Origin of the sequence: Fulvimarina fulva, assembly GCF_039652615.1 — a bacterium.
Lineage (GTDB): Bacteria > Pseudomonadota > Alphaproteobacteria > Rhizobiales > Rhizobiaceae > Fulvimarina.
In genome coordinates this window covers 78,826-95,965 of the sequence record NZ_JBDJAC010000009.1, presented here as the reverse complement: position 1 = coordinate 95,965, position 17,140 = coordinate 78,826, and the positions used below count along the sequence as shown (strand labels likewise).

At 59.2% G+C, this 17,140-nt stretch carries 14 protein-coding genes and 1 pseudogene; 9 read left to right on the top strand and 6 right to left on the bottom strand.

From position 1 onward, the window contains the following. Positions 1-43: 43 nt before the first annotated feature. Positions 44-514: a DUF4174 domain-containing protein gene (locus ABDX79_RS13660; RefSeq protein WP_346220855.1), complete on the bottom strand. Its 471-nt coding sequence runs from the start codon at positions 512-514 to the stop codon at positions 44-46. Between the two features lie 279 nt (positions 515-793). Between ABDX79_RS13660 and ABDX79_RS13655 the strand changes: the two genes are divergently transcribed. The 4 genes from ABDX79_RS13655 to ABDX79_RS13640 all read left to right on the top strand — a co-directional run bounded on the left by ABDX79_RS13655 (position 794) and on the right by ABDX79_RS13640 (position 5,970). Next, on the top strand, positions 794-1,906 hold the full coding sequence (locus ABDX79_RS13655; protein WP_346220854.1) for a catalase family protein: 1,113 nt from the start codon (positions 794-796) through the stop codon (positions 1,904-1,906). 395 nt (positions 1,907-2,301) lie between these two features. Further along, positions 2,302-3,963: a BCCT family transporter gene (locus ABDX79_RS13650; RefSeq protein ID WP_346220853.1), complete on the top strand. Its 1,662-nt coding sequence runs from the start codon at positions 2,302-2,304 to the stop codon at positions 3,961-3,963. A gap of 743 nt (positions 3,964-4,706) precedes the next feature. Continuing rightward, positions 4,707-5,450, top strand: a complete 744-nt coding sequence (locus tag ABDX79_RS13645) for a rhomboid family intramembrane serine protease (protein ID WP_346220852.1) — start codon at positions 4,707-4,709, stop codon at positions 5,448-5,450. An 85-nt stretch (positions 5,451-5,535) separates the two neighbouring features. Then, a complete protein-coding gene (locus tag ABDX79_RS13640; protein ID WP_346220851.1) occupies positions 5,536-5,970 on the top strand; it encodes a CBS domain-containing protein in 435 nt (144 codons plus the stop codon). A 183-nt stretch (positions 5,971-6,153) separates the two neighbouring features. Here the strand turns inward: ABDX79_RS13640 and ABDX79_RS13635 are convergent, their stop codons facing one another. From ABDX79_RS13635 to folE, 3 genes are all read right to left on the bottom strand, one after another. Next, a complete protein-coding gene (locus ABDX79_RS13635) occupies positions 6,154-7,167 on the bottom strand; it encodes a patatin-like phospholipase family protein (protein ID WP_346220850.1) in 1,014 nt (337 codons plus the stop codon). Positions 7,168-7,236: 69 nt separating this feature from the next. After that, positions 7,237-7,641, bottom strand: a complete 405-nt coding sequence (gene hisI, locus ABDX79_RS13630) for a phosphoribosyl-AMP cyclohydrolase (protein ID WP_346220849.1) — start codon at positions 7,639-7,641, stop codon at positions 7,237-7,239. A gap of 10 nt (positions 7,642-7,651) precedes the next feature. Further along, positions 7,652-8,275: a GTP cyclohydrolase I FolE gene (folE, locus tag ABDX79_RS13625; RefSeq protein WP_346220912.1), complete on the bottom strand. Its 624-nt coding sequence runs from the start codon at positions 8,273-8,275 to the stop codon at positions 7,652-7,654. 315 nt (positions 8,276-8,590) lie between these two features. Between folE and ABDX79_RS13620 the strand changes: the two genes are divergently transcribed. Next, positions 8,591-9,043 carry an iron-sulfur cluster assembly scaffold protein gene (locus tag ABDX79_RS13620; RefSeq protein ID WP_346220848.1) on the top strand — a complete coding sequence of 151 codons (453 nt, stop codon included), beginning with the start codon at positions 8,591-8,593 and terminating at the stop codon, positions 9,041-9,043. Between the two features lie 176 nt (positions 9,044-9,219). Next, positions 9,220-9,468: pseudogene (gene yidD / locus ABDX79_RS13615) on the top strand (membrane protein insertion efficiency factor YidD); the annotation flags it as partial. A gap of 12 nt (positions 9,469-9,480) precedes the next feature. Here the strand turns inward: yidD and ABDX79_RS13610 are convergent. Further along, positions 9,481-9,972, bottom strand: coding sequence for a LysM peptidoglycan-binding domain-containing protein (locus tag ABDX79_RS13610; RefSeq protein WP_346220846.1), 492 nt, complete (start codon positions 9,970-9,972; stop codon positions 9,481-9,483). 1,560 nt (positions 9,973-11,532) lie between these two features. Between ABDX79_RS13610 and thrS the strand changes: the two genes are divergently transcribed. Continuing rightward, positions 11,533-13,545 carry a threonine--tRNA ligase gene (thrS, locus tag ABDX79_RS13605; protein ID WP_346220845.1) on the top strand — a complete coding sequence of 671 codons (2,013 nt, stop codon included), beginning with the start codon at positions 11,533-11,535 and terminating at the stop codon, positions 13,543-13,545. A 405-nt stretch (positions 13,546-13,950) separates the two neighbouring features. Here the strand turns inward: thrS and ABDX79_RS13600 are convergent, their stop codons facing one another. After that, positions 13,951-14,850 carry a LysR family transcriptional regulator gene (locus ABDX79_RS13600; RefSeq protein ID WP_346220844.1) on the bottom strand — a complete coding sequence of 300 codons (900 nt, stop codon included), beginning with the start codon at positions 14,848-14,850 and terminating at the stop codon, positions 13,951-13,953. A gap of 122 nt (positions 14,851-14,972) precedes the next feature. Between ABDX79_RS13600 and ABDX79_RS13595 the strand changes: the two genes are divergently transcribed. Both ABDX79_RS13595 and ABDX79_RS13590 read left to right on the top strand, forming a co-directional pair. Beyond that, positions 14,973-16,469 carry a CoA-acylating methylmalonate-semialdehyde dehydrogenase gene (locus tag ABDX79_RS13595; protein ID WP_346220843.1) on the top strand — a complete coding sequence of 499 codons (1,497 nt, stop codon included), beginning with the start codon at positions 14,973-14,975 and terminating at the stop codon, positions 16,467-16,469. A 310-nt stretch (positions 16,470-16,779) separates the two neighbouring features. Further along, positions 16,780-17,139, top strand: a complete 360-nt coding sequence (locus tag ABDX79_RS13590) for a hypothetical protein (protein ID WP_346220842.1) — start codon at positions 16,780-16,782, stop codon at positions 17,137-17,139. Position 17,140 lies beyond the last annotated feature (1 nt).

Genomic DNA, 17,140 nt, shown 5'->3' with positions numbered 1-17,140 from the left:
AGCCGCCACGTGATCCTGGGAAAACGGCTCAGGACGCTGGCCGTCACTTGCCCTCGCGCATTTCGCGCTGGCGCATGGGCATGGAATCGATTGCGCTGAAGATTGCGCGCGGATCGACCACCTCGCGCCACCGCTTCTTCTCACCGCCATCCTTGCCGATAAGGATGACGGTAAAGGCCTCTATCGGAACGCAATAGGTTTCGCGCAGCGTCCGGTTGAGCGGCCTGCTCGACGGAGGCAGGAGTTTGAGACCCTGCGGCCCGAATCGCACGAAGGGATCGCCGGTATCACCGGCGACGAGAAGGATCACCACATCTCTCTCGTCGATCATATCGCTCGATTGCCTGAAGAGATCGACCTGGCGCGTGAGTTGAGCCTCTCCAAGAGATGGCGCGAAGACGAGGACGGGTCGCGCTTCCCATCGATACGCCGACAGCGGACCGGCTGATGCGGATAAGGTCATCATGGCGAGCCCGGTGATGATTGCGAGACAGGAAAAGATGAATCGGCGCATAGGGTTTAAGATGGGACTGCAAGGTGCGAGTGCGATCACGATGCGGCATTTCGCTCGACCGGCTCCTCTTTGCCAACTCCCCTTTGCAAGTCGTAGCATCCTGCCCGGAACTTCTGCGGTGGGACATTTGCCGAGCGCTTCATTGCTTTCGCCGGCTAAAAATCCGCGAACTCATTCACGTCTGAAGCATTTGACCTTCAACACACCGCTCACCGTCGCTCCGAACACGTTTGTCGCCGGAGAATTCCGTCAGCGCGGTCAAATCGGAAGGGATATTGCATGTCGAACACGTATCAGGAGCCGGTTCGCTTTCACCCGGGCGTCGAAACCATGGAGGAAAAGGAAGGTGAAACGCTCGCCGATCTGAAAGACTCTTTCGACCACATCGTCGAGACGACGAAGGAGGATTATGGCCGCGCGGTTCGCGGTGTCCACGCCAAAAACCATGGCGAACTGTTCGGCACGATGACGGTCAAGCCAGACCTGCCGCCCGAATATCGCCAGGGGCTTTTCGAAAGCGCGAAAGAGCATCCGGTCATCATGCGGTTCTCCACGAACCCTGGAGACATCCTGGACGATTCCGTGTCGGTGCCACGCGGTCTTGCGGTGAAGGTCCTGAATGTCGAGGGCGATCGCCTTCCGGGCTCCGAAAAGGCGACGACACAGGACTTCGTCCTTATCAACGGCCCGGTGTTCTCGGCAGCCTCGGCTGCGGATTTCTCAAAGACGCTCGGGTTGCTCGCAAAGACGACCGATCGGATGGAAGGTGCGAAGAAGGTCGCCTCGGCTTTCCTGCAGGTGGTCAACAAGGGGTTGGAGAAGACGGGTCTTGGCGGGTCGCCGACGATCCAGACGCTTGGCGGCGCCCCCGACACACATCCTCTCGGCCAGACGTTCTTCAGCCAGACAGCCTACCGATACGGGGATTATATCGCGAAATTCCAGGTTGCTCCGGCAGGCGGCCAGGCAAAGAAGGTCGAAGGCGACAACCTGAAGATAAATGGCCGACCCGACGCCATTCGGGAGGAGATGAACGCGACGACCCGGGGTGGTGGTGCGAGTTTCGAACTGCGGGTTCAGCTCTGCCGGGATCTGGAGGCGATGCCCGTCGAGGATCCAACCGTCGAATGGAGCGAAGAGGAAAGCCCCTTCGTGCCGGTCGCAACGATCCATGTCGAAGCGCAGCCGGCCTACGAGGAAGACCGCAATCGACAACTCGACGACGAGCTTCGCTTTTCGCCCTGGACCGGGCTTGCCGCCCATCAGCCGCTTGGCGGTGTCAATCGTGTGCGAAAGCAATCCTATGAGGAAAGCAGCAAGTTGAGATCCAAGCTCAACGGATGCCCGATCCATGAGCCTCGCTCACGCAGCGAAATCGATATCGATGCATGAGCGCAATATGAAAAAGGGCCGGCGTCGAGCCGGCCCTTTTCGTATCGACCTGATCCCGGCAGCACCAGATGCCACCGGATTTCGTTTGATCGGTATTCGCTCAATACCGCCGCGGCGCGCGGCGGCTGCCGCGACCCGTAAACTTCCGGGCGACCCAGCCCACGAAGATGGCTTTCAGAATACTGCGGATCATCGCTCAACTCCCGTTTCTGTGCGTCATTAAACTGTCAGATGCCAGAATAATGCGGCCGCGTGGGAAGAGTTGCATCGACGGATCTGCACGCAATACGTGCGGACACTTGGCGGTTCGTTTCTTGAAATCACGGACTTGACGACAGCCCGGGGGTTTCATGTTACGAAAGGGATGATCAATAATTTTGAGAAATGGAGAAGGCATGGCCGAAACCGAGTCTGGCGGAGAAGTCAAAACGAGGGCTCTGGGCCCCTTTCCCCATGTCAGTGTGCCCGTGTTTATCGTCTCGGCCATCCTGATTCTTGGCTTCATCGTCTTCGGCGCCTTTTTCACGGAATTGGCCTCGGAGCTCTTTCCCTGGCTTCAAAAGGAGATCGTGAATAAGTTTGGCTGGCTGTTCATCATCATCGTGAATGTCGCGCTCGTCTTGAGCTTCTACCTGGCGCTTAGCCGGTTCGGCGATATACGTCTTGGCGCGCAGACCGAACAACCTGAATACAGCCTGTTCAACTGGATCGCGATGCTGTTTTCGGCCGGCATCGGTGTCGGCCTCGTCTATTGGGGCGTCGCAGAGCCGCTCTTTCACTATTTCTCGCCTCCGCTGGAGGAGCCGGAGACAGCCGCCGCCGCCAAGGAGGCGATGGTTCTGTCGTTTCTCCATTGGGGACTTCATGCGTGGGCGATTTACGCGATGGTGGGACTGTCGCTTGCCTATTTCCATTTTCGTCACGGATTGCCGCTGTCCATCCGCTCGGCCCTGTTTCCGCTTATCGGCAAGAAAATCTACGGCCCTATAGGCCACATCGTCGACATACTCGCGGTGTTCGGCACCATGTTCGGTATCGTGACCACGCTCGGTCTCGGTGTGATCCAGCTCAATGACGGTCTGGAAACGATCTTCGGCGTTCCCAACAATGTCTTCGTCCAGATCATCCTCATCGCAGGCGTGACCGCCTTGGCGGCGACGTCCGTGATGATGGGGCTCGACGACGGTATCCGCCGTCTGTCGGCTTTCAATATCTGGCTGACCGTTGTGCTTCTCGTCTTTGCGGTGAGTTTCGGGCCGACGCTCTTTATCTTCGACAGCTTTCTCGAAAACACCGGCAACTACCTCTCCGAGATAATCACCTTCGGCTCCTGGGCCGAAGCCTATTCGGGCACCGACTGGCAGGTGAACTGGACGATCTTCTACTGGGCGTGGTGGATTTCCTGGTCGCCATTCGTCGGCATCTTCATTGCCCGCATCTCGCGTGGGCGCACGATTCGGGAATTCATTCTGGGCGTTCTGTTCATTCCGTCCGCGATCCTGTTCTTCTGGTTCACGGCTTTCGGCGGCGTTGCGGTCGAGATGAGCCTCAACGGCGATCCGGGACTGATCGAGGCCACGAAGGAAAGCTATGGCAACACGATCTTCGTGCTGATGGAATCCTATCCCCTCACGCCTATCGTACAGACCCTGATTCTCGTCATGATCGCGGTTTGGTTCGTGACCTCGTCGGACTCGGGCAGCTTCGTGATCGATATGCTGACCGCCGGCGGCCATGACGATCCACCCAAGATCCAGCGCCTTTTCTGGGCCTCGACCGAGGGCGCGATTGCGGCGATCCTGCTCGCTGCGGGCGGATTGAACGCTCTTCAGGCCGCGGCCGTTATCGCCGGTTTCCCGTTTGCGTTCGTCTTGCTGTTGTTGATGTGGGGACTTCTTCGGGCCCTCGGTCGCGACAAGCTTCAGCTCTACAGGAACGAGCAGTTCTACCGGAACGATGCGGAGGCCGAGGCTGCAAATCCGAGCCCCTTCGTTGACGAGAAATTGCTCAAGGGTCCGCCCCAGCTTCTGGGAGATCGCGGCCAACCCGCGGAATAGGACCAGGATAGGAGAACTCCGCCGGGCGAATGGCTTTCGTCCGGCGTGAATTTGCGCGGATCGCCTCGGTTTCGCCGACATCAAGCACGCTGCCCCCAGTCGTCACGCAGCCTGCATGGACGCGTTAACGATGAGTTGAGCTAAGCTTTGCGGGCTTGAAAAAGTTGCGTTATCAGTGGGATCAGGACATTTCTGGTTCCTCATCTGCAGCACGGAATACACTGTCGGGGGTGTCTGACCTCACACCTTGCAGGATTTTGAAGGGTCGTCAGCGCGCGTCGGTCGCGAGGGCGGCCCATTTTTTTACGCACAATCTTAAGAGGCGAAATCGCAATCAAACAGGTCAAGACAGGCACCAGTTTTTTGATTGCGCATCCGTGTGATCTGAAGACGCATGAAACTTTTCGGCCCTATTATTTTTGTGGTCTGATCCCGGCATGCGCGCCCTGTCATAGCGCCGGATGAATGAATTGACCCGTTGGGTCAATCCACGCCCGGCAAACGGCTCAAACGCCGCTTGGGCTGCCGACGACCCATGAAACCGATGGTTTCAAAGGTCCGCCGGTATAAGCCGCAGCTTTGACACGTAGGCCGGAATCAAAGAACGAGGACCCTCAATCTTGTTTTGAGTGGAGCTTTCGAGTTTGACATGTGAACCGAGACTCGTCGCAAGCGGGGCTTGAACGTCCAATTCGCTCAACCCGCTTGCCATTCGACCTGAGACAAGCCGCACCGGATACGACGTGACACCACAGCCCGACCCTTATCAACCGATCCGCCGCCGGCCGCCGCCGGCCTTCAACGCACCGGGGATCATCCTTGTCTGCATCGCGGTTCTGGTGGCCGTCCATCTCTTCCGTGTCTATGTGGCGGGGCCGGAACTGGATCGCTCCATGATCCTGAACCTTGCCTTCATACCCGGCTGCTACGGGGATCTGGCGATCGACTGCTCGGACCGACTTGCCGGCGCCGATTACTGGACGCCGGTCACCTACATGCTGCTGCATGGCGATGGCATGCATATCGGCCTGAACAGCTTGTGGCTCCTGGTTTTCGGAACCCCGGTCGCCCGTCGCCTTGGCGCCCAGCGCTTTCTCGCCTTCTCCGTTGCCGGGTCCGTCGCGGGCGCGGCGCTGTTCTTCCTGCTCAATCCCGATCTGCTTGCGCCCGTCATCGGGGCGTCGGGTGCCGTCTCTGCCATGATGGGGGGAGCAAGCCGTTTCGCACTCCCGCGCGGCGGGCGAATCAGTCTCATGCGCAGCGATATGCGGCTCCCGCTGGAGCCGATCGCGACATGCCTCACCAATCGGACGGTTCTCGTATTCGTCGCTGCGTTTTTCGGCACGAACTTCCTGTTTTCGACCGGTCTCGGCGGCGCATTGGGTGAGGGCAATGTCGCCTGGGAGGCTCATCTGGGCGGCTTTGCGTTCGGGTTCCTGGGCTTTTCGCTGTTCGATCGACGCAGCCCGCCGACCCGCATCGCCTGACTTCGTGCAAAAAGCCCACTTGCGGGAAAGGACACTCCGTCGCACGATATGGTCAAAGGGTGCCGTAAATCGGGAGTGAAATGGCATGACGATCAGGCGAATTCTGGAAGATAAAGGGCGCGACGTGACGACCCTGACGCCGAATGTGACTCTGGCGGAGGTTGCGTCGGTTCTTTCGCAAAAGCGGATCGGCGCGATTATTCTCGTCGAGGACGACGGGCGATTGGCGGGCATCGTCTCGGAGCGTGACATCGTGCGCGTGATCGCGGCAAGCGGACCCGACATTCTCAAGCATCCGGTCAAGGAGGCGATGACGCCGAAGGTCATCACGGTGCGCGAGGACATGACGATCGATGCGGCGTTGCAGCTGATGACGGAAAAACGTTTCCGCCACCTGCCTGTCGTCGATGAAAACGAGGCGCTCGTCGGTTTCGTTTCAATTGGCGATGTCGTGAAGCGCAAGATCTCCGAAGCCGAGGCCGAGGCTTCGATGATGCGGGACTATATCCATACCAGCTGACACTTCGCCTGGCGGGACGCGGAATTCGGATATCCGCGAAACGACTGAACCCGTTGCAAGCTGCAGCCGAGCAGCTGACAAGGATATTCGCCCATCGGTGAGTGCTCGGCCGACGAACTGCGTCAATTCTTCCGGGCTGCCGAAAATCGGCATGAAACCGATGGTCTTGAAAGGTCGCCGGGATCACTCGTTGATCCGGGCGGCCTCCATGGCGATCTTCCTGATTTCCGATATCCGGGATCTCGCTGCCTCATAGCCGAGATCGATCGCTTCCCCGGCGCGGTTGAATTCCGACATGCCGATCTCGCGCACGCGCGGGATGATGGAAAGGTCCGGCGGGTCGCCGGCCAGGCGCGCGCGCGAAATGCGGTCCTGGATGATGTTGAAGGCGTCGACCATGGAGCGCAGGATGCCGAACCGTTCGTGCCTGGCGCGGCTTGCATCCGTATGGCGGCGCTCATGGCCAATGCCGCTGGTCGAGGCATCCGTATCGCAGGCTTTGAGCCGCACAACCGCTGCCCGGCCGTAGAGATCCTGGCTGAGATTGACGGCGACCACCATTCGCTCTTCCATGGTGCGGCAGACATTGGCGGGCACAGGATTGACCAGTGCGCCGTCGAGGAGACGCCGTCCGGCACAGTCCACCGGTCCGAACACGCCGGGCAGGGCATAGGAGGCGCGCATCGCGAGCACCAGCGAACCGCTGTCGATCCAGACCTCGTGGCCCGAGCGGGAATCGGTCGCAACGGCGACGAACGGTCGTGTCAGGTCCTCGATGGCGATGCCATGGAGGGAGTCCGTGAGCCGGTCGGACAGGCGCATGCCCCGGATGAGACCGGAGCCGCCGAGATGAAAATCGAGAAAGCGGAACATGCCGCGCCGGGTCAGCGAGCGCGCGAATGCTTCCAGCTCGTCCAGTTTGCCGGCGAGATAGCATCCTCCCACCAGCGCGCCGATGGAGGTTCCGGCGATCATCGAGATCGGAATTTCCGCTTCTTCGAGGGCGCGGATCACGCCGATATGCGCCCAGCCTTTTGCCGCGCCGCCTCCGAGCGCCAAGGCTATGCCCTCACGATCTTCCTTGCGCCGCCGTTGCGGCTCCGATGATTGATCCCTGTCGAAATTGGAGGGGCCGTTATCGTCCTTCACAAGAACAGGCTCGGCATGTTCGCGCCAATGAAGTACTCGTTGCAGCATCTTCGCACCTTCGATCTCCTGTTCGTCTCCTCCAGATCGGCGAGATCCCCAGTCTACAGGTGCGAACTTTCACGAAATTGAAGGAATAAGATTTCGGTTCTTTAAATCGATCTGGCGGTAGAAGCAGCTGCTGCGCCCGGTGTGACAGGTGTCTTCCGGCTTGGCGGAGGTGACGGAAAGCCACACGGCGTCCTGATCGCAGTCGACGTGGATTGCGTGGACAGTCTGGAGAGCACCCGAGGTTTCGCCCTTCTTCCAGAGGGTCTGGCGCGAGCGCGACCAGTAATGGGCGATGCCGGTCTCGATCGTGCGTTCGAGCGCCTCGGCATTCATGTGGGCAACCATCACCGGCCGGCCCGTTTCGTAGTCGGTCACGACGGCCGTCACGAGGCCGTTGGCATCGAAGCGCGGGCGAAGGGTCGAACCCTCCTCCTGTTCGCGGGCCTCGGCAGGTTCTGCGAAATTGGCCGACATCGACGCGCGATCAGGCTGACTGGCCGACGAGCTTCATGAAGCGGCGGCTCAATTCCTTGTCGGTCTTGAATTCGCCGTTGAAGGCCGTCGTGATCGTGGTCGCATCCTTGGAGCGGATACCGCGCATCGACATGCAGAGATGCTCGGCTTCGATCATGACCGCGACGCCCGAGGGCTGAAGCAGCCGCTGCATGGCGTCGGCGATCTGCGCCGTCATCGATTCCTGGGTCTGCAGCCGGCGGCCGTAGATGTCGACGAGGCGGGCGATCTTGGAGAGGCCAAGAACCCGTCCATTCGGCACATAGGCGACATGGGCCTTGCCGATGATCGGCACCATGTGATGCTCGCAATGGGAATGGAAGTCGATGTCCTTGACGAGAACCATGTCCTCGTAGCCCGAGACGTCCTCGAAGGTGCGGCCGAGCACATCGGCAGCATCCTGCTTGTAGCCACCGAACAGCTCGTCATAGGCTTTGACGACGCGAGCCGGGGTTTCGAGCAGGCCTTCGCGGGTAGGATCCTCGCCCATCCAGCGCAGAAGCGTGCGGACGGCTTCCTCGGCTTCGGCGCGGTCTGGCCGTTCGCTATCCTCGATCTGAGAGCGATCCGGAAATTGCTTCACGACAGCTTCCATGGCAAATTTCTCCCTCAGATGCGGGATACGCGCTGCCACCCACACGGAGTGGACATCGGGGGCTTCCTGGGTCGGGACCGGCAGGGTCGTCTTGGTATCCTTGGTCACGACGTCTCCAGTTTCGCCGTACGATCAAATCGCTTGCCGCGGCAAGGTGCCCCGGCTGCGCAGTTGACAAGAGCCTGGACCTTTCGGCCTCTCGTTGTCGGGCCTATATAATGGCGTCAAGCGACGAATGATAGACAAGAAACGCGGGATATCCTGGCGGAATCGCCTTTGCGATCCGCAAGGGGAGATAAATAGCAGGTTCGCATTATGATCGACGACGTCTACAACACGCGCATCCTCGAACTGGCCGGCAACATCCCGCGAACGGGCCGGCTCGAAAGTCCGGATGCGAGCGCCACGACCCATTCGAAGCTCTGCGGTTCGACCGTGACGATCGATCTGAAGCTCGAAGACGGGGCCGTGTCCGATTTCGCGCATGAGGTGAAGGCCTGCGCACTGGGGCAGGCGTCTTCATCGGTCATGGCCCGCAACATCATCGGCGCGACGCCGGACGAGCTTCGCGCGGTACGTCAAGAAATGCGCGCCATGCTGAAGGAAAACGGTCCTGTACCCGAAGGTCGCTTTGCGGATCTCAAATATCTCGAACCGGTGCGTGAGTATAAAGCGCGCCACGCGTCCACCTTGCTGACCTTCGATGCCGTCGTCTCAGCCCTCGACCAGATCGAGGCCGGTTCGGCCAAGGAAACCGCTGCGGCCTGACGAAGGCGGCTATGGTCGTCTCGAAGCGATGACGCTGATTGCGACGCCGTCCGAAGCCTGGGACATTCGTTGGGAGATGGCGCAGGGTGCTATCTCGCTTCGTTCGTCTGAGCGAATTCTTGAAGGTGCTGGCGAGCACCGGTCTCTTGATCTCTCACATCCTGCGGTAGGCGACGATGTCCCGTAACTACGATGGTGCATGGCGCAAGACGCCCGGCCGCCTGATCGGCACGGGCCTTATCCGCGCCTATCAGCTCACCTTTTCGCCGCTGATCGGCGGCCATTGCCGGCATCTGCCAACCTGCTCCGAATACGGATATGAGGCGATCGCCCGCCACGGGCTGTTGCGCGGCGGCTGGCTGACGGCCAAACGCGTCGGGCGATGCGGTCCGTTCGGCAGGGGCGGCATCGACAACGTGCCGGACTAGCTTTCGCCGTTAGTCCGCAACCGGAATGCGCAGCACCTGGCCGGGGAAGATCACGTTGGGGTCTTCGATGATGTGGGCGTTCGCCCGCTGGATCACCCGGAACTGGCCCCGATCGTCATAGAAGCGCTGGGCGATCGCCGAGAGACTGTCACCGCGTTGGACGGTATAGTTGCGGAAGCCGACATAGCCCTCGAGGATCATCGGGCCGTAGAACACCGGCACCGTCACCATCGGGGGCGGCGCTTCTCCGCCGCCGGCGGTATCGTCGGACACGGTGACGAACAACCGGCTCAGCTTGAACGCCACATCGCTCGGGATGTCGATCTCGCCCTGGAATTGACGGATCGAGGTCGATCCCACCTGGACGAAGCTGATGATCTCGTCATGGCCTTCGCTGACGGAGACGCTCAAGGTGCCTTCGAAAGCGACCGCATTTCCGGCAAGGAGGATGGTATTCGAAACGAGATCGAAGGGCTTTGGCTGCAGCAACTCGATGTTCATCGAAGCAACTCCTTCACACGTCCCTGGCTAAAAAAATACGGGCTTATGCGATCAGAGACAATTCGACGTCGCGTCCCCTTTATGACCTTCGGTTCTTATAGCCAGCCTGGAAATCTGATAATACTCGCCTATCTCGCGTGATCAAGGATAGGAGAGAGACAGCAAAATAGAAGCATTTTGGTCTAAGTGCTTCGTAGTAAAGAAGCTAAAATTCAGCGAAATTGGTGTATGTTATGCGGTCGCTTCACGCTAAGAGATATTCACTCTTCAATTAATAAATCGATAAAATTAAATCTTTTCTGTAAATATAGAAATAAATAAAATTGTATTTTTTGTTGAGCAGCGCAATGGCATCTGTAAACTACTCGGTTGAATTGCTGCCTTTCTCATTTTCTCTCTGCGCCTCGCGGAGGGAATCGGATCGGCCGAGTAGGTATCCTGCTATAGTTCCGAATAGACCAAGCGCAGGTGCGATTTGTTCATTTGTGAAGCCGCTACTTATTAGGACCAATGTGCCTATGATAATCAAGGTTACCGTGTAAATCTTGGCGATATGATCAGTTTTTTCTTTTACAACATTACGAAGAAGAAAGTATTCTATGGTCAAAATAAACGTTCCAAATATCAAGATTACTATTGATAGCCAAAATTCTCTGTTTGTCATCAGGCTTGCCGCGCCTGCCCTCTTAATACCCTGTGAGGTTGGAGAGTTGCGCGACTTAGATTCGGGAGATGGCGTTGCCTCTTGTGTTGTGGGAGTTTCTTCGGGTATGGACTGCGAGTATGAAATATTAAGAAATAAAAAAGCCGCTATAATAAGGCCGAGAAGGAATGCGAAACGCTTCGAGTATGTCATCATATTTCAATCGGTCAGTTGATATATGTCAAACGCATTTTTGCTTTGGTTCCATTCTAAAGAATATCTCTCTTGATTATCTAAATCATAATGAACCTTGACTTGATTGGTCCACATCTCGAATTCAAATGCCTCTGTATTACAGTTGTCGCACAGAATTGTTGCCCCAGACCCAGATTCAAGCGTGTTGCTACTCCAAACCCCACCTTTCGGTCTTATATTATAATTAAGAGGCTGTCCTGATCTATTTACGATATAGATTTCACTCGGTGTAAGCGATGGCATTGTTGAGCTACCGGAATTCGAAGATCTATGTATATGCGGACAACCTTCCATCCATCCGTTGAACGGTAGTTTTATCTTGCATTTTGGATGCGAATAAGCGCTTGAGGCAATCATGCTCATGCTGAAGATCAAAATGCATGCCAAATTTCGCATTGCGACAACATCCTCGGCTAGGAGTGACTGTTGGCTTTTAAAACATAGCGCTACGAAATCAATAATATTCCCTATATAAACGCTACGTCAAGTAATTTCTTTCCTTGCGGAACAACTTCTCCAAATGCGCGGCTGTGCTCGGTTACCTTTCGCTTGAGCCGGTCGCGGCTTCAGCATATATCGGCCCGGCGTCCGAGAGCATGTGGGCGCTCATTTATCACCCCACCCGCGCTCGTTGGCGGGACTGGACCACCAGGAGCAGACCGATGGCGGAAGCCGTTTCCCTTACCTTTCCCGATGGCTCGATCAAGGAATACGCGCCTGAGACGAGCGGCGCTGAGATCGCAACGGGCATCTCGAAATCTCTCGGCAAGAAGGCCGTCGCCTATGCGCTCGACGGCGAGGTGCGCGATCTGGCCGATCCCGTCGGCCGGAACGGCGCGCTCGAAATCCTGACGCGGGACGATCCGCGCGCCCTCGAACTTATCCGGCACGACTGCGCCCATGTGCTGGCCGAGGCCGTGCAGGAGCTCTGGCCGGGCACGCAAGTGACCATCGGCCCGGTCATCGAGAACGGCTTTTACTACGATTTTGCCCGCGAAACGCCGTTCACGCCGGAAGATCTGCCGGTCATCGAAAAGAAGATGAGCGAGATCATCCAGCGCAACAAGCCCTTCACCAAGGAGGTCTGGTCGCGCGCCCAGGCCAGCGACGTCTTCGCCAAGAAGGGCGAGGGCTTCAAGGTCGAGCTGGTCGATGCGATCCCCGAGGATCAGGACCTGAAGATCTACAGGCAGGGTGACTGGTTCGATCTCTGCCGCGGGCCGCATATGGCGTCGACCGGCCAGATCGGCGACGCCTTCAAGCTGATGAAGACGGCCGGCGCATACTGGCGCGGGGACTCCACGCGGCCGATGCTCAGCCGCATCTATGGCACGGCCTGGGCCTCCAAGGAGCAGCTGAAAAACTACCTCACCATGCTCGAAGAGGCCGAAAAGCGCGACCACCGCAAGCTTGGCCGCGAGATGGATCTCTTCCACTTCCAGGAAGAGGGGCCGGGCGTCGTCTTTTGGCACTCCAAGGGCTGGCGCATGTTCCAGTCGCTGGTGTCCTATATGCGACGGCGGCTCGAAGGCACCTATGACGAGGTGAACGCGCCGCAGATCCTCGACAAGTCGTTGTGGGAGACCTCCGGCCACTGGGGCTGGTATCAGGAGAACATGTTCGCGGTGAAGTCGGCCCATGCCTTCACCCATCCGGACGACGAGGACGCCGATCACCGGGTGTTCGCCATCAAGCCGATGAACTGTCCGGGCCATGTGCAGATCTTCAAGCATGGCCTGAAAAGCTATCGCGAGCTTCCGATCCGGTATGCGGAGTTCGGCAATGTCCATCGTTACGAGCCGTCCGGCGCGCTGCATGGGCTGATGCGCGTGCGCGGTTTCACGCAGGACGACGCGCATGTCTTCTGTACCGAAGAGCAGCTGGCCGCCGAATGCATGCGGATCAACGATCTCATCCTCTCGATCTATGCCGATTTCGGCTTCGAGGAGATCGTGGTGAAGCTGTCGACCCGACCTGAAAAGCGCGTCGGCTCGGACGAGAACTGGGATCACGCCGAAAAGATCATGGGCGATGTCCTGAAGGAGATCGAAGCGAAGTCCGGCGGCAAGATCAAGACGGGAATTCTCGAAGGCGAGGGCGCGTTTTACGGACCGAAGTTCGAATACACCCTGCGCGATGCGATCGGCCGCGAATGGCAGTGCGGCACGACGCAGGTGGACTTCAACCTGCCGGAGCGCTTCGGCGCCTTCTATATCGACGAGAACTCCGAGAAGAAGCGGCCTGTGATGATCCACCGCGCCATCTGCGGCTCCATGGAGCGCTTCCTCGGCATTCTCCTCGAAAACTATGCCGGTCACATGCCGCTCTGGTTCGCACCCCAGCAGGCTGTCGTTGCGACGATTACCTCGGACGCCGACGATTATGCCCGTGAGGTGACCGAAATCCTGCGGGCCGCCGGCCTCAAGGTGGAGACCGATCTTCGCAACGAGAAGATCAACTACAAGGTCCGCGAGCATTCCTTGGCAAAGGTGCCGGTCATCATCGTCTGCGGCAAACGCGAGGCCGAGGAGCGTGCGGTCAACATCCGCCGTCTCGGTTCGAAGGACCAGACGGCCATGGGGCTAGAGGAAGCGGTTCAGACGCTTGCCGCCGAGGCGATGCCGCCTGACCTGAAGCGCAAGGCGATGGACAAGGCGTTCGCCACGCAGGCCTGACCTTCATTTCATGCGGGCGGGTCGGACAGGGTCCGCTCGCATGATCCCAGTCGTGGGACTTCGTAGGCTTGCAGCGAAAAGAGCGTCGGCGCGTCCCGTCATTCATAACCTTGCTCGGCCGCGTCCGACGAGAGGATCAAATATCCAAGAGCCGGCAGGGCGAGAAAGACTATGACCGCAGACGCCAGAACTGCCGCATGAACTTTCTCGGAGGAGACTCCGAGAAAGACAAAGAGGGCGGGCGCGCAGAACCCGGTGAGCCAAAAGCTCGAATTGTCGAGCGCAAGCACCGGCGCGCAGTTTGCGATATCGTGGTGCCAGGCGATGAGATCGGACAGGCCCAGCCATGCGGACCAAACGCCACCTGCCGCGAAGATGCCGACGATGCTAGGGCGACCAGGCGGTTCATGCCGTCGTTCCAGAGGATCCGAAGAGCGCCTTTTCCGCCTCCACGGCCTCCCGGATGAAGTCCGCGACGGCCGCGATGCGGGCGACATCGCGCACGCTCTCGTGAAAAACCAGCCAATAGCTGCGCGTGATCCGCTCATCGGGCAGGATGCGGACAAGTTCGCCGCGCCGGTGGGCGGAAAAGCCGTGGAGGATGCCGATCCCGGCGCCCGCCGCGACCGCCTCCAGCTGGCCCATGGCGGACGACACCTCGAAGCGGGACGGCCATTCGGCAAGGAGATCGGCGAAGTAGGAAAGGCGAGGTGAATAGAGGAGGTCTTCCACGGCGCCGACAAGGCGGTGGGATTGAAGATCGGCCAGTCTTTCCGGCCTGCCGTGCCGATCGAGATAGGTGCGCGCCGCATAGAAGCCGAGGGCGTAATCGGTGAGCTTTCCGGCGACGAGACGTCCATGTTCGGGCCGTTCTACCGTGATGGCGATATCGGCCTCGCGGCGCGAGATCGAAAAGGCGCGTGGGACGGGGACGAGCTGGATCGTCAGGTTCGGATGGAGTTCGGCGAGACGCCAGAGGCGCGGGGCGAGAAAGCTGGTGCCGAAGCCATCCGGCGTGCCGATCCGCACGGTTCCCGAGAGACTGACATCGGCATTGGCGATCTGCGAACGCGCGGAGATGCTCGCCGCCTCCATCCGCTCGGCCTGGGTGAGAAAGCTGCGGCCCTGCTGGGTCAGCTCGCAGCCGTTTGGCCGGCGATGAAGAAGTTGCGCGCCGAGATCGGCTTCGAGCGCCGACAGCCGCCGCCCGACCGTTGCGTGATTGAGGTCGAGGCGCCGCGCCGCGCCGAGGATTTGGCCCGCACGAGCCACGGCGAGAAAGATCCGCACATCATCCCAGTTCATCGGTAAGTCCTGTCCACCCTCGAGGACTACACTTTTTGCACAACGGATTGGCGTTTCAAGGGATTGGTTTGAGCGAAATTGTGCGTCAGGTTGGGGCGACCCAATCACCTGAGGAGGATTTCATGGAAACGATCGGCCATTTCATCGACGGCGAACGCGTCGCTGGCACGAGCGGACAGACGGCGGACGTCTACAACCCGGCGACGGGTCAGGTGACGAAGACCCTCGCTCTGGCGGGCGCCGACGACCTGCAGCGCGCGGTCGATGCGGCAAAGGCGGCACAACCGGCCTGGGCCGCCACCAATCCGCAGCGCCGGGCGCGCGTCTTCATGAAATACGTTCAGCTTCTGAACGACAATATGCAGGAGCTTGCGGAGCTTCTTTCCTCCGAGCACGGCAAGACGGTGGAGGACTCCAAGGGCGATATCCAGCGCGGGCTGGAGGTCGCAGAATTCGTCATCGGCATTCCGCATCTCCAGAAGAGCGAATACACCGAAGGCGCGGGCCCTGGCATCGACATGTATTCGATCCGCCAGCCCGTCGGCATTGGCGCCGGGATCACGCCGTTCAACTTCCCGGCCATGATCCCCATGTGGATGTTCGCGCCGGCGATCGCCTGCGGCAATGCCTTCATTCTGAAGCCTTCCGAACGCGATCCATCGGTTCCAATGCGGCTTGCGGAGCTGATGATGGAGGCCGGCCTTCCGAAGGGCATTCTCCAGGTCGTCAACGGAGACAAGGGTGCGGTCGACGGAATTCTGAAGCATCCGGATATCGGTGCCGTCTCCTTCGTCGGCTCGACGCCCATCGCCGCCTATGTCTATGCGGAGGCCGCGAAATACGGCAAGCGTGCCCAGACCTTCGGTGGTGCCAAGAACCATATGATCGTCATGCCGGACGCCGATCTCGATCAGGCCGCCGACGCGCTGATCGGGGCGGGCTATGGTTCGGCCGGCGAGCGCTGCATGGCGATCTCGGTGGCGGTGCCAGTGGGCGAGGAGACGGCGAACGCACTCGTCGAGAAGCTGATCCCGCGCATCGAAGCCCTGAATATCGGTCCCTATACCGACAGCGAAGCCGATTTCGGCCCGGTGGTCACCAAGGCATCGAAAGAGAAGATCCTCGCACTGGTGGAAAAGGGTGTTTCGGAAGGCGCCACGCTCGCGGTCGATGGTCGGGAATTCAAGATGCAGGGCTATGAAGACGGCTATTTCGTCGGTGCCTGCCTGTTCGACCATGTCACAAAGGACATGGACATCTACAAGGAAGAGATCTTCGGTCCGGTTCTTTCGGTGGTGCGCGCCAAGGATTACGACGAGGCGCTCGCCCTGCCGACGGACCACGAATACGGCAACGGCGTTGCGATCTATACCCGTGACGGCGATGCGGCCCGGGATTTCGCCTCGAAGGTGCCGGTGGGCATGATCGGCGTCAACGTGCCGATCCCGACGCCCATGGCCTATCACTCCTTCGGCGGCTGGAAGCGTTCGGTCTTCGGTGACCTCAACCAGCATGGTCCGGACTCGATCAAGTTCTGGACGCGGACCAAGACAGTCACCAGTCGTTGGCCCTCCGGCATCAAGGACGGGGCGGAGTTCTCCATGCCCGTGATGCGCTGACCGGCCCATCAGCATCTGACGTCAAGTTTGAACGGGCGCTCCTACTTTGAGCACCCGTTCACGTTTGGGAGAGCTGCTTCGCTCGGCTTCCCAAAACAGGGATTGTTCAAAAAACCATTTGGCTTCACTGATCATGCGGTTGTGATTGGGGCGTTAAGCGACGGATTGTTCACCGAAACCCACCTTCAAGATCGATCACGTGTGAACCATCTTGGGTTCACAAGACGACGCAAACAGCGCCGCCAACGAGGCCCCGAGCACAAGGTCAAAACAAGACCGAACGGGGCCTGATCGATAAAGGGACTACACGATGTTCAAGACCACTTTGATTGCCGCCACCCTCGTCGCAACCGCAATTGCAGCACCTGCCAGCGCGCAGGGCTTCGGCGCCTCGGACTATTTCCAGACCCAGGATGCGGAAGCTGCCCGTAACAGCGTTTCGGACGTCTCGCGTTCGACGGCGATCGACGCCACCCGCGTCTATGGCTACAGCCAAACGGTTCCGGGCTCGGACTACGATCGCGAAATCGCAGAACAGCAGACCCGCAATGCGGTCAGCGGAATGAGCGCTGGAACCAGCGCTCCGAGCGTGAACGCATCGCAGACCGTTCCGGGTTCGGACTATGACCGTACCATCGCGAACGAGCAGGTGCGCCAGACCGTCCGCTAAT

Bases quoted from the DNA above. Each gene is read 5' to 3' on its own strand.
- ABDX79_RS13660 (WP_346220855.1), bottom strand. From the start codon at position 514: ATGCGCCGATTCATCTTTTCCTGTCTCGCAATCATCACCGGGCTCGCC.
- ABDX79_RS13655 (WP_346220854.1), top strand. From the start codon at position 794: ATGTCGAACACGTATCAGGAGCCGGTTCGCTTTCACCCGGGCGTCGAA.
- ABDX79_RS13650 (WP_346220853.1), top strand. From the start codon at position 2,302: ATGGCCGAAACCGAGTCTGGCGGAGAAGTCAAAACGAGGGCTCTGGGC.
- ABDX79_RS13640 (WP_346220851.1), top strand. From the start codon at position 5,536: ATGACGATCAGGCGAATTCTGGAAGATAAAGGGCGCGACGTGACGACC.
- ABDX79_RS13635 (WP_346220850.1), bottom strand. From the start codon at position 7,167: ATGCTGCAACGAGTACTTCATTGGCGCGAACATGCCGAGCCTGTTCTT.
- hisI (WP_346220849.1), bottom strand. From the start codon at position 7,641: ATGTCGGCCAATTTCGCAGAACCTGCCGAGGCCCGCGAACAGGAGGAG.
- folE (WP_346220912.1), bottom strand. From the start codon at position 8,275: ATGGAAGCTGTCGTGAAGCAATTTCCGGATCGCTCTCAGATCGAGGAT.
- ABDX79_RS13620 (WP_346220848.1), top strand. From the start codon at position 8,591: ATGATCGACGACGTCTACAACACGCGCATCCTCGAACTGGCCGGCAAC.
- ABDX79_RS13610 (WP_346220846.1), bottom strand. From the start codon at position 9,972: ATGAACATCGAGTTGCTGCAGCCAAAGCCCTTCGATCTCGTTTCGAAT.
- thrS (WP_346220845.1), top strand. From the start codon at position 11,533: ATGGCGGAAGCCGTTTCCCTTACCTTTCCCGATGGCTCGATCAAGGAA.
- ABDX79_RS13600 (WP_346220844.1), bottom strand. From the start codon at position 14,850: ATGAACTGGGATGATGTGCGGATCTTTCTCGCCGTGGCTCGTGCGGGC.
- ABDX79_RS13595 (WP_346220843.1), top strand. From the start codon at position 14,973: ATGGAAACGATCGGCCATTTCATCGACGGCGAACGCGTCGCTGGCACG.
- ABDX79_RS13590 (WP_346220842.1), top strand. From the start codon at position 16,780: ATGTTCAAGACCACTTTGATTGCCGCCACCCTCGTCGCAACCGCAATT.